This window comes from Qaidamihabitans albus, from assembly GCF_016464705.1.
GTDB lineage: Bacteria > Actinomycetota > Actinomycetes > Mycobacteriales > Pseudonocardiaceae > Qaidamihabitans > Qaidamihabitans albus.
On sequence record NZ_JAEHOB010000004.1, the window covers coordinates 487887 to 500420 of the forward strand.

A 12534-nucleotide genomic window follows, 5' to 3' on the forward strand; every position below is an offset into this window, starting at 1 on the left:
AAACCTAGGCTTTCGCGCGGTGGAGGCGTTCGGCTGCCTGTGCGCGGACGGCGTCACAGGACACCGGAGTGCTGCCATGCAGTGCTTCCCAGCGGGCGTTGTGCGCCGCCGGCCACAGGCTGGCCGCCCACGCGATCTCCTGCTCCTCCGCGGTGAACCGGCGTCCCCGGAAATCCTGGTAAGCCGCCAGGAACGCGGCGGAGCTCTCGACCGGGGCCAGGGTCGGCGGCGAGGCGCTGGCGAACGCCCCGCACGCCGCACCCGCCAGTGCCGCCTCCGGCTGCCACGCCAGGCTGTCCCAGTCGTGCACGGCCCACACCTCCCTGTCGTGCCAGCGGAGGTTCTGCGCTTCGAAGTCGGCGTGGCCGAGCACGCACGGCAGGTCGGCGGCCAGTATCCGCTTGCGGGCCCGGTCGGCCGTGTCGACGACGTACGCGGGCACGGCGTCCTGGTCCCGTTCATCGAGGAACTCGATCGCCGGCCACACCCCGGAATCCGTGTGGTCCCAACGCGCCCAGCGCGGATTCGGCAGCGGCGGCGCGACGGCCACGTCGGCCAGTTCGGCCATCAGCCGGGCGAACACCGCCGCGTAGCGCACGGCGACATCCGGCGAATCGCCGCGCAGCAGTTCACCGCCGGGCCGGGACTCCTCAGCGTGCACGGCCAGCGCACCGACGCCGACCGCAGGCGTGAGCGGCAGGGCGCACGGAAACCCTCGCTCCGCCAACCGGGCCTGCGCGGCGACACACGAACCGGCCCGGCCGTCGTCCTCCCGCACCTTCACCACGACGTCCCGCCCGCCGGCCAACCGCAGCCCGAACACCGCCGAAATCGACCTCAGCTCGAACTGCACGCTGACCGGCTCGCCGCCCAGCTGCTCCACACACCAGGCCGGTAGCCAGTCCGGCAGGTCATCCAACGGCACAGGAAGGACCGTGCCATAAGCGCGAACACAGTGGAAGCGACCTGGCGCTCGCCGCCAAGGGAATCTGGGGCTACGACCGGGAAACCATTTAGTCGAGCGGGCAACTCATGGACTCGAGCGGGCAACTCGCGGGCTCGAGCGGGCAACTCGCGGGCTCGAGCGGGCAACTCGCGGAGCGGGTCAGAGCGCGTCGAGCACGGTGCGGCAGGCGGCGCCGAGCGACCCGCCCGGCCGCGGATCGAAGGCGCCACGTTCCAGCACCCTGCCCAGCCCGCGCTCCGGCCGCATCCAGCCGAGCAGCGGCGCACCGACCGCATCGGCGACCTCCGCGGCGGTCAGCCCACCTGGCGCCGGCCCGCGCACCAGCACGCCGAGGCGGCCGGACCGGCTGTCGAGCCGGGCGAGCACCCGGGCCGCCGCGACGCAGGCGCGGACTTCGGCGGGCACGACCAGCACGACCAGGTCGGCACGGTGCAGGGCTTCCGCGGCGCCGGCATCGAGCCCGCGGGGCAGATCGCAGACGACAAGGCGCCCGGACCGCCTGCCCGCCTCGATCACGGCGGCGGCCGCCTCGGCGGTGGGGCCGGGACCGTCGCGGTCGCAGGACAGCACGGAAAGCCTGCCGTCACCGTGCCGCCTGCCGGGCAGCGCGGCATCGAGCGCGGGCATCGACACGCGGCCGGACTGCACCCGCAGCCCAGGCCAGCGCAGCCCGGCGCTGATCTCGGCGCCCAACAATAGGTCCAGACCACCGCCGAGCGGATCGCAGTCGACGAGCAACGCGCTCCCACCCGCCCGGCACGCGCTGATCGCCGCCGCGGCCGCGAGCACGGACGCGCCCGCACCACCACGACCGCCGAGCACCGCGAGCACCCGGCCGGCGGACGCGGGCGGCCCTTCGGCCACATCGGCGAGGGCCGAGAGCAGCGTGTCCTCCCCGTCGGGGAGCGCGACGACGTGCTCGGCACCGAGACTGAACGCACGCTGCCAGGTGTCCGGCAGGGGCGCCGCCTTGCAGATAAGCAGCACACCCGCGCGCCGGTCCATATCGGCACCGTCCGCGTCGGCCGCGCCTTCCTCGTCGAGCAGTACGAGCGGCGCGCTCGCCCACCGACTTCGCGCGGCGCCGAGGTCGCTTACCCGCTCGACCTCACAGCCGACCGCGGCCGCGAGCCGCAGGATCTCGTCGAGCACGGTGTCGTCCGAGACGACTACGAGCGGACGGTCGTCGGTCATCGCCAAACCCCCAGGTCACTCCGGCACTCAGGACGCGCTCTCACGCACCGTCGCGGTTCGGTGCAGGGCCGCACAACACCGCAACGCCGGGGCTGTGGACAACCGGGGGGATGTGGACAACCGGCGTAACGACGACCCCCGCCAGGGGGGAGGAGCGGGGGCCGTCCAAGGTCCGGCCCTGGGGGCTTGAGGCCGGACCGGCCCGGCGAACCGGACAATTCACTGTAACTCGTTCGTGGCGCCACCCGGCCTGTTCAGCGCACCCACAATTCGATAACGGCGGGCGCTGCACGCCGTCGTTCCCGAGGCGGCGCCGCGTGACCCCGAACCCCGCACTCCTATTGTGGGGTCGTGGCCGACAACAGCAGCTCGCCGACGAACGCGACCGCGGTCGCGGCCTTCTTCGACCTCGACAAGACGATCATTGCCTCGTCCAGCGCACTGGCGTTCAGCAAGCCGTTCCTGCGTCAGGGATTGATCAATCGCCGCGCCGCGCTGAAGAGTGCCTACGCGCAGCTCATGTTCTCTCTAGCAGGCGCGGACGCCGACAAGACCGAGCGGCTACGCGCGGAGATCTCGCGGCTGTGCTCGGGCTGGGACGTCGACCAGGTGCGTTCGATCGTCACGGAGACACTGCACGACGTGGTGGCTCCGCTCGTCTACGCCGAGGCGGCGCACCTCATCGCGGAGCACAAGGCCGAGGGGCACGATGTCGTCGTGCTTTCGGCGACCGGTGACGAGGTGGTCACGCCGATCGCCGAGATGCTCGGCGTGACGCGCAGCGTGGCCACCCGGATGGAGGTCGTCGACGGCCGGTACTCGGGGCAGATCGAGTTCTACTGCTACGGCGAGCAGAAGGCGGTCGCCGCGAAACGGCTCGCCGCTGAATACGGTTACGACCTCGCCTCGTGTCACGCCTACACCGACTCCAGTACTGACGCACCGCTGCTCGAGGTCGTCGGCCACCCGCACGCGGTCAATCCCGATCGCGCGCTGCGCAGGCTCGCCGTCGAACGTGGCTGGCCGGTGCACAGCTTCGACAACCCGGTGTCGCTGCGATCCCGGCTCCCCGCGCCGTCGGCGACGGTGATGGCGGTGGGGCTGAGCGTCGGCGCGGTCGCGGCGGGAGCGACCCTCTTCGGTTTGTCGCGCCGGAGGCGGAAGGACTAGCCGAGCGCAGCGAGGCCAATCAACACCGCCGGAGGCGGAAGGACCAGCGACCACCGAGGGTGCCGGGTGTCACTGCGCCGCCCACCCACATGGTCGTCCCGGCAGCCGATCTTTCCTTGCCGGCTCACGGATTCCGGTGCCTCGCGGGACGTTTCGTCACTAGATCGAGCCTCTGTACCGGTGCACCCGTCCAGGCTCTTGAAGTGACGGCCATCACTAGGTAGAAAGTGAGTGCGGACATCTTGTCGGCCAGGGACCCGGCAGAGGAGAAGCCTGGTCCACCCCGTATAGATCTCCGTGCGCGGACTCCGGGCACCCACGCGCAGCACGCCGCGGGAGGCTTGTCGTCTAGGGACTGCGTTACCGGGACGCCGGACGCCGAGTCCAGGTAGGTACGACTTGAGTTGCACGCTTGGTAACCCGTGTAGCCCGCGCGAGCAGGCGGCGCCCGCCGACTTCATGTCGACGGGCGCCGCCAGCGTATGGACTCCTTTCCCTCCGTTCGGCCGTTGACCGGCCCAGGTTTCGTCAGTAGCTTTCCGAAGCTAACGCGTTCGTGTGGAGAACCCACGAAGGCGCTCGCGAACTTCAGGAGGCTGCCGTGACCACCCCGCCCGTCCGGCATCGGAGGACCTATGCCGCCGCGTCGATCGCCGGCTTACTCGTCTTCGGCAGCGTCGCAGGCACCACGCCGGCGGGCGCCGAGACACCGGAGACACCCGGGGCGACGGCACAGGGCTGGACGGAGCGCACCCTGCGGGGCCTCACGCTCGAACAGAAGGTCGGCCAGCTCTTCGTCGCGGACGTCTGGGGCAAGTCGGCGACCGAGGTCCACCCCGGCAACCGGGAGAAGTACGGCGTCGGTACGGCGGCCGAGGTCGTCAAGCGCTACCAGGTCGGTGGAGTCATCTACTTCAACCACGGTGGCACCGACAACGTCGACGGCCCCGCCCAGGTCGCCGGGCTGTCCAACGGCCTCCAGCGGGCCGCGCTCGGGTCAGGGGCACGGCTGCCCCTGATCATCTCCATCGACCAGGAGGGCGGCCGGGTGACGCGCATCGCCGAGCCCGCCACCGAGTACCCGAGCGCGATGGCGCTCGGCGCGGGCCGCGGCGCGGCCGACGCCCGGGCGGCGGCGGCGATCAGCGGCGCCGAACTGCGCGCGATGGGTATCGCCCAGAACTTCGCCCCGGTGGCGGACGTCAACTCCAACCCACTCAACCCGATCATCGGCTCGCGCTCGTTCTCGGCCGACCCGGCACTGGCGAGCGAACTCGTCGCCGCGCAGGTGGAGGGCCTGCAGGACGCCGGGCCCCGCACGCGGACCGTGTCCGCCGCGGCCAAACACTTCCCCGGCCACGGCGACGCCGCCACCGACAGCCACACCGGCCTGCCGGTGATCGACCGCACGGAAGCGGAGTGGCGGGCGGTCGATCTGCCGCCGTTCCTGGCGGCCATCGACGCGGGTGCCGACGTGATCATGACCGCGCACATCACGATGCCCGCTCTCGACCCGTCCGGCACCCCGGCCACCCTCTCCGAGCCGATCATGAACGGCCTGCTGCGCGGGGAGCTCGGCTACGACGGCGTCGTGGTCACCGACTCGCTGCAGATGCAGGGCGTGCGTGAGATGCATTCCGACGCCGAGATCCCGGTGCTGGCCCTTGAGGCCGGTGTCGACCAGATGCTGATGCCACCGGATCTGGATGTGGCGATCAACGGCGTGCTCGATGCCGTCCGCGGCGGCAGGCTCAGCGAGGACCGCATCGACGAGAGCGTGCGGCGGATCCTCCGGCTGAAGTTCGAGCGCGGAATCGTCGCCAAGCCCATGGTGAACGAGCGCGCCGTCGGCAGGACCGTCGGCACGGCGGAGCACCTGGCGCGGATCCAGGAGATCACCGATCGCACGACGACCGTGCTGCGCGACGACGCGAACCTGCTGCCGATCACGGGCGGGCCCGGCGAGGTGCTGGTGACCGGCTGGAACCGGCCCACCTACCCCGGCTACCCCGCCGAGCCGGTCGACGCGCTGGCCAGGGAGATCGGCCCCTCGGCGACTGCGTTGCCGACCGGCGGCGACCCGGAAGAGACCGCGGTCGAGGACGCGTCCGGCGCGGCGGCCCGCTCCGACCTGGTGATAGTGCTGACCAACAACCTGCGTGCGAACCCGGGGCAACGGGCGCTCCTCGAAAGGCTGCTGGCCACCGGCAAGCCGGTCGTGGCAGTCTCGGTGCAGGAACCCTACGACCCCGGAGTGGTCGACGCTCCGACCTGGGTCGCCACGTACGACTGGCGGAGCGTGACGATGGCATCGCTGGCGAAGGTGCTCTTCGGCGAGACGAGGCCACAGGGGAAGCTGCCCGTCGACGTCCCGGCGGGCGACGATCCCGGCACCGTGCTGTACCCGTTCGGCCACGGCCTCACGTGGTGACCGCATGACCGTCAACAGAAGGCTCTTCCTCGCGGCGAGCGCCCTCGCCACGCCGATGCTCACGGCCGGGTCCCAGTTCGCCGCGTCCGCCACCCCGGACGGTCGCGGCCGCCGGGTGGTCCCAGCGGCCGACGTCCTCGCCGCACAGGGCTGGCGCAGGCTGGCCGGGCGCAAGGTGGGCGTGCTATCGAACCCGACCGGTGTGCTGGCCAACGGCGACCACATCGTCGACTCGCTCATCGCCGCAGGAGTCCGGCCGGTGGCCGCCTTCGGCCCCGAGCACGGCTTCCGCGGCAGCGCGCAGGCCGGCGGCTCGGAGGGCGACTACGCCGACCCGCGCACGGACGTCGCCGTCTACGACGCCTACGGCGCGAGCGCCGACGACCTCGCCGCCATGTACACCAAGGCGGGCGTGGACACCGTCGTGTTCGACATCGCCGACGTCGGCGCGCGCTTCTACACCTACATCTGGTCCATGTACACGGCGATGGTGGCGGCCGCCCGCACGGGCGCCTCGTTCGTCGTCCTGGACCGGCCGAACCCGGTGGGCGGCAAGGCGGCCGGCCCCATGCTCGACCCAGCGTTCAGCTCGGGTGTCGGCCGCAAGCCGATCGTGCAGCAGCACGGCATGACGGTCGGCGAGCTGGCTCGCTTCTTCGACGCCGAGTTCCTGCCGGCCGACAGCGGCCGTGTGCCCGAGCTCGACGTCGTCGAGATCACCGGCTGGCGGCGCAACCAGCTCTTCGCCGACACCGGGCTCTCCTGGACGCCGCCCAGCCCGAACATGCCGACTCCGGACACGGCGCTGGTCTACCCGGGCACCTGCCTGTTCGAGGGGACGGTGTTCTCCGAGGGCCGGGGCACCACGCGACCGTTCGAGATCATCGGCGCGCCGGGACTGGACTGGCGCTGGCGGGAGGAGCTCGGCAGCCAGGAGCTCGCCGGGGCGAGCTTCCGCGAGACCTACTTCGTGCCCACGTTCGGCAAGTTCACCGGCGAGACCTGCGGAGGCGTGCAGCTCACGGTCACCGATCCACGCTCGTTCGACGCCATCCGCACGGCCGTGGCGATGATCGTGACCGCCCGGCGGCTGCATCCCGGCCGCTTCGCCTGGCGGGGCGACGGGTTCATCGACAAACTGACCGGGTCCGGCAGATTCCGGACCATGGTCGACGCCGGGGCGGGCACGGACGAGATCGTCGGCTCGTGGCAGGACGAGCTCACCGAGTTCACCCGGTCCCGCCGTCCCTACCTGCTCTACCGGTGAGGTGGCCATGCGAGGCAGGCTGGCGGCGCTGCTCACGGTCGTGGCGTTCGCGCTGACGGGAGCGGGCGCGGTGGCGTACACGGAACCGGCGACGGGCAGGTTCGACCTGCCCCGGCACGGGTTCGCCCCGGCGAGCACCGTGCTGCGGGACGCGAGCCCGGAGCGGACCGGGCTCGACCCGGAGCCGATCCGCGCCGCCGAGCGGCGGCTCGCGGGCTGGACGCGCCAGGATGCGGCAGACGGGCACCCGCTGTTCTCCGGGGCGGTCGGGTTGCTCGCCCACGACGGTCTCGTGGTCGACACCTACGCCGCAGGCAGCGCGGTCCGCTACGCCGACGGCTCCGGCACCGAACTGCCAGCCGAGGAGCAGGTGCCCATGCGCACCGACACGATCTTCGACCTGGCCTCGATCTCGAAGCTGTTCACGTCGATCGCGGTGATGCAGCTGGTCGAGCAGGGTCGCCTCGACACGGCCGCCCCGGTGGCGCGTTACCTGCCCGGGTTCGGCGTGAACGGCAAGGAGTCGATCACCGTCGAACAACTGCTCACGCACACGTCCGGGCTCGAACCGTTCCTGCCACTGTGGCGGGACTGGCCGGACAGGGCCGCGCGGATCAAGGCCGTCCTCGACGTCGCGCCACAGAACGAGCCTGGCACGAGCTACGCCTACTCCGACCTCAACCTCATCACCCTCGGCGTCCTCGTCGAGCGGATCACCGGATCGCCGCTGGACGCCGTGGTCGGGGAGCGTATCGCCGGACCGCTGGGCATGACCGACACCGGCTACAACCCGCCCGCGGAGAAGCTGGACCGGATCGCCGCCACCGAGTACCAGTCCGAGCCGCCGCGCGGCATGGTCCGTGGGCAGGTACACGACGAGAACGCCTGGTCGCTCGGCGGGGTGGCAGGCCATGCCGGGGTCTTCTCCACCGCCCGCGACCTGGCCGTGCTGGGGCAGGCGATGCTCAACGGCGGAAGCTACGGCGGCGCGCGGATCCTGCGCCCGGAAACGGTTCGTGACATGTTCACGAACTACAACGAGGAGTTCCCCGGCGACGAGCACGGGCTCGGTTTCGAGCTCGACCAGCTCTGGTACATGGGCGGGCTCACCTCACCGGCCGGTGCGGGCCACACCGGGTACACCGGGACGTCGCTCGTGCTCGACCCGTTGTCGCGGTCGATCGCGATCCTGCTGACGAACCGGGTGCATCCCTCGCGCTCATGGGGGTCGGTGAACCCGGCACGGCAGGCATGGGCCACCGGGCTCGCCAGGGCGCTCGCGGTGCGGCCGGCTCGCGGTGCGGACGCGTGGTTCAGCGACATCGGCAACGCGGCAACCGCCACCCTCACCACCCGGTCGCTCACCCCACGTGGCCGGGATCCGCGAGTGCGCTTCGACGCGTTCGTCGACTCCGAGAGCACCGACCCCCTCACTCTGGAGGCGAGCACGGACGGCGGGGACACGTGGCACGCGGTCGGGCTGACCGCCACCGGCCGCGGTGCGCCCAGCGGAACGGTCGACGCGCTGTACGGAACCGGTCACCGCTCGTGGTGGAAAATACGCGCACGCGTACCGCGGGCCGAAAATGTCACGCTGCGCTGGCGGTTCAGCACGGATCGGAACTACACCGCCCGGGGTGTCTACGTGGACGGCATCCGGGTATCCGACGAGAACGGCACGCTGCTGGACGGGGAACAGGAGCCCGGCGAATTGCGCGCGGCCGGGTTCCAGCCACGGAGCCGGTAATAAGTTGCAGAGTCGTTAGCCGATCCAGGTTAACGGGAGCGACCTGGTTAGCGACTTTCTCAGCAACCAAGAAGCCCCTCGTGGCCAGGACGTGCTGAGCACGGTCAGGTTGCGATCATTCCGGAAGGTGTGGGTAACCTTGTCGCAGATGCCTACGGTTAGTAAGTTTCCCACGGTGAGCGACCTCGACCCTGCGGCGCCGGCACCGGCGGAGGGTCCCGAGGGTGGCGGCGGCGCCGGCCAGGATGCCGACGCGAGCCCGCTCGTGCGCATCCGCTCACTGCTTCCGGGGCTGGCCCGCGCGGAACAGCGGGTCGCGCAGGTCGTGCTTGACGACCCTTCGTCGGTCTCCCGGCGCAGCATCACCGAGGTCGCACTCGCCGCGAACACGAGCGAGACGACCGTGACCCGTTTCTGCAAGGCCATCGGCGTCGGCGGCTACCCGCAGCTTCGCATCGCGCTCGCCGCGGACACGGCGCGGACGGCGGCCAGGTCCTCCCGCAACCTCGGCGGCGACATCTCCCGGGACGACGACCTGCCCTCCGTCGTGAGCAAGGTCAGCTTCGCCGACGCGCGCGCCGTCGAGGAGACCGCCGAGCAGCTGGACATCGCGGAACTGGAGCGGGTGATCGCGGCCATGGCCACCGCGGGACGGGTCGACGTCTACGGTGTCGGCGCGAGCGCTTTCGTCGCCGCCGACCTGCAACAGAAACTGCACCGGATCGGTCGCGTGAGCTTCGCGTGGTCGGACACGCACATCATGCTGACGTCCGCGGCCGTGCTCAAGGGCGGCGATGTCGCGGTGGGCATCTCACACACCGGCGCCACCACGGACACGGTCGAGGCGCTGCGGGTCGCCCGCGAGCGCGGAGCGACCACCGTCGCGCTCACCAACTATCCGCGCTCTCCCATCACCGAGGTCGCCGACCACGTACTCACCACGGCGGCCAGGGAGACGACGTTCCGCTCCGGCGCGACGGCCAGCCGGATCGCGCAACTCACGGTGATCGACTGCCTCTTCATCGGCGTCGCGCAGCAGCACCTCGAGGAGTCCGTCAGCGCGCTCGACGCCACCCGCGACGCGGTGGGTACCCACAGGCTCGGGGTCCGGCCCGACGGCAGGCGGCGACCCAGGGAGACCGGCAAGTGAGCGAAGCGGAGCCGGCCGCGCGGGCCGAATCGAACCCAGTGAGGCGGATGATGACAGTGCCGCGCCAGGTGGTACACGTCGACTCTCCGACGGAGCAGCGCAACCCGCGGACGACCGACATCGACAAGATGTCCACCGAGGGCATCCTCGCGGCGATCAACGCGGAGGACCGGCAGGTTCCGGACGCCGTTCGGGAGATCCTGCCCGAGCTGGCGACCGCGGTCGACTACGCCACAGAGGCCATCCGCGGCGGTCACCGGGTGCACTACGTGGGCGCAGGCACGTCGGGCAGGCTCGCCGTGCTCGACGCGGCCGAGCTCGTACCGACGTTCAACGTGCCGTCCGACTGGTTCGTGGCCCACCACGCCGGTGGCGAGCGGGCGCTGCAACACGCCGTCGAGAACGCCGAGGACGACGCCCGAGCCGGAGCGGCGGAGCTGAGCTCCACGATCTCGGCCGGCGACTTCGTGCTCGGCCTTACCGCGTCGGGGCGGACGCCGTACGTCCTCGGTGCCCTGCTCGCGGCCAAGCGGCGCGGCGCGCGAGCGGGACTCGTCTCCGGCAACCCCGGTGCCGTCGTGCCGTCCGAGCTGGACGTGCTGATCGCCGTCGACACCGGCCCTGAGGCCATCGCGGGCTCGACGCGGATGAAGGCAGGCACGGCACAGAAGATCATCCTGACCGCGTTCTCGACCGCGACGATGGTCAAGCTGGGCCGGACGTACTCGAACCTGATGGTCAGCATGCGCGCCACGAACGCGAAGCTGCGCGGCCGGACCGTGCGGATCCTGCACGAGGCCACCGGGATGAGCACGCACGACTGCGCCGAGGCGCTGAACAGGGCGGGCGGCGACCTGAAGGTGGCCCTGGTGCACCTGCTGTCCGGGGCCGACGTCGGCACCGCCACGGAGGCGCTCAGCGCGAAGGACGGGCACGTGCGCGAGGCCCTCGAATCGGTCCGGATGCGCGCCTCGTGAGTGCGTAACAGTGTTCTAACTCGCGTAGGCACTCACGAGTCAGCCTGCGGCCTCGGCGATGCCGGTAGCCTCGCGGGCTCCGGCCTCGAAGGCATCACACGAGAACAGCAGCCACTCGCGCACACCGTCCGCCTCGCCGGTGGCGAAGCTCTCNTCAGCCTGCGGCCTCGGCGATGCCGGTAGCCTCGCGGGCTCCGGCCTCGAAGGCATCACACGAGAACAGCAGCCACTCGCGCACACCGTCCGCCTCGCCGGTGGCGAAGCTCTCCGCCGCATCGCGGTAACGGCGGCTCCGCCGGAAGTACGCGACCTCGGGCACGGTCAGCGACTTCGGGTCGAACCCGCTCGCGACCATCGTCAGCCGGGCGGCTGCCCGTGCCACCACGCCGTCCGCCGAGCCGAACGGCCGCAACGTCAGCAGCTCACCGTGGACGACCGCCGCGAGCACCGCACCCGGCACGGCGCTTGCCCCGGTGACGAGCTGCGCCAGCAGCTCCAGCCTGCCCGCCACCCCCTCGGCGGGGCGAGGGCGGCCCAGCGAGTCGGGATGGTCGGTCAGATCCGACGCCGCCAGCACGTGCATGCGGGCAAGAGCCTGTAACGGCGCACGCCGCCACGTCGGCAGCAACGACTCCAGCGCCCTGGCCACTCGCAGCGAGCCGGCCAGCACGGGGTCGGTCACCGAACCCTCGGCGGGGATCTCCGGATCGCCGCCGTCGATGCCCGCCGACGCGCGGGCGGCGCGCACCGAAGCCTCCGCCGCGGTCGCCGAACCACCGCGCAGGTTCGGACCGAGCCGGTGCACGGCGAACACGGCCTCCTGGGCGGACTTGGCCGCGGCCGCCACTCCGTCCAGCTCCAGCAGCGGAGCCAGCGGGTCCGTTCCGCCGCCTGTCATGCGTCGAGCACCTGGCCCTCCCGGGTCACCACCGGCGGCGCGCTCGACCACGGGAAGTTGATCCACCTGTCGGTGCGGCGCCAGACGTACTCGCAGGCCACCGCCGAGGTCGGCTTCTCGTAGACCACGGCGCAGCGGACCTCCGCGACGTGGTCGGCGCAGAAGTCGCGGACGAGCTTCAAGGTGGCTCCCGTGTCGGCGACGTCGTCGGCCACGAGGACCCGCGAACCGGTGAGGTCGACCGCGTTCGGCACTGGTGGCAGCATCACCGGCAGGTCGAGCCGCTGGTTCACGCCCGTGTAGAACTCGACATTCATCACGTGCAGGTTCTTCACGTCGAGCGCATAACCGAGCGCGCCCGCGACGAACAGGCCACCCCGGGCGATCGACAGGATCAGGTCCGGCTCGAAGCCGCTGTCCGCGACCTGCTGGGCCAGCTCCCGCGCGGCCGAGCCGAACATCTCCCAGGTGAGCTCCTCGCGCTCCGCCATTCGCGCCGTCCTTCCGTGCCGCGACGTCCGTACCGCGAGCATAAGGAGCGGTCACCGGTCGCTTGTCGGCGGCCGCAACCTGGCTGCAACCTGTCCCTTGCCGTACTAACGTCGCTACCGTCGCCGCGGGCGTAGCCACGATGTCGCAACAGGAGGCCTTGGATCATGACAGAGCAGTCACCGGCACTCGACAACCTGCTGACCGAGAGCCGTACGTTTCCGCCGTCGGGGGAGTTTGTGGC

10 protein-coding genes are annotated in these 12534 nt (G+C 71.3%); 6 read left to right on the plus strand and 4 right to left on the minus strand.

The genetic code is table 11. The features are described from left to right. Positions 1 to 4: 4 nt before the first annotated feature. Complete coding sequence (locus tag JAP66_RS11315) at positions 5 to 925, minus strand: aminoglycoside phosphotransferase/kinase family protein (protein ID WP_199431586.1); 921 nt, start codon at positions 923 to 925, stop codon at positions 5 to 7. Positions 926 to 1105: 180 nt separating this feature from the next. Next, a complete protein-coding gene (gene ssd / locus JAP66_RS11320; RefSeq protein WP_199431587.1) occupies positions 1106 to 2161 on the minus strand; it encodes a septum site-determining protein Ssd in 1056 nt (351 codons plus the stop codon). 351 nt (positions 2162 to 2512) lie between these two features. Between ssd and JAP66_RS11325 the strand changes: the two genes are divergently transcribed. From JAP66_RS11325 to murQ, 6 genes are all read left to right on the plus strand, one after another. Continuing rightward, a complete protein-coding gene (locus JAP66_RS11325) occupies positions 2513 to 3331 on the plus strand; it encodes an HAD family hydrolase (RefSeq protein ID WP_199431588.1) in 819 nt (272 codons plus the stop codon). A gap of 601 nt (positions 3332 to 3932) precedes the next feature. Beyond that, positions 3933 to 5762, plus strand: coding sequence for a glycoside hydrolase family 3 protein (locus JAP66_RS11330; protein ID WP_199431589.1), 1830 nt, complete (start codon positions 3933 to 3935; stop codon positions 5760 to 5762). A 4-nt stretch (positions 5763 to 5766) separates the two neighbouring features. Then, positions 5767 to 7029, plus strand: a complete 1263-nt coding sequence (locus tag JAP66_RS11335) for an exo-beta-N-acetylmuramidase NamZ family protein (RefSeq protein ID WP_199431590.1) — start codon at positions 5767 to 5769, stop codon at positions 7027 to 7029. A 7-nt stretch (positions 7030 to 7036) separates the two neighbouring features. Further along, the gene (locus JAP66_RS11340) at positions 7037 to 8776 is read left to right on the plus strand and encodes a serine hydrolase domain-containing protein (protein ID WP_199431591.1); all 1740 of its coding nucleotides are present in this window, start codon (positions 7037 to 7039) and stop codon (positions 8774 to 8776) included. 148 nt (positions 8777 to 8924) lie between these two features. Further along, entirely contained in the window at positions 8925 to 9926 is a 1002-nt protein-coding gene (locus JAP66_RS11345) for a MurR/RpiR family transcriptional regulator (protein ID WP_199431592.1), read from the plus strand. A gap of 47 nt (positions 9927 to 9973) precedes the next feature. After that, the gene (murQ, locus tag JAP66_RS11350) at positions 9974 to 10903 is read left to right on the plus strand and encodes an N-acetylmuramic acid 6-phosphate etherase (protein ID WP_199431593.1); all 930 of its coding nucleotides are present in this window, start codon (positions 9974 to 9976) and stop codon (positions 10901 to 10903) included. A 154-nt stretch (positions 10904 to 11057) separates the two neighbouring features. Here murQ and JAP66_RS11355 read toward each other — a convergent pair whose 3' ends face one another. Both JAP66_RS11355 and JAP66_RS11360 read right to left on the minus strand, forming a co-directional pair. Further along, a complete protein-coding gene (locus JAP66_RS11355; protein ID WP_199431594.1) occupies positions 11058 to 11801 on the minus strand; it encodes a Fic family protein in 744 nt (247 codons plus the stop codon). Next, positions 11798 to 12292 (minus strand): phosphoribosyltransferase, encoded by a 495-nt coding sequence (locus tag JAP66_RS11360; RefSeq protein ID WP_199431595.1) that lies wholly within the window; start codon positions 12290 to 12292, stop codon positions 11798 to 11800. The genes JAP66_RS11355 and JAP66_RS11360 overlap by 4 nt, the downstream gene beginning before the upstream one ends. Positions 12293 to 12534 lie beyond the last annotated feature (242 nt).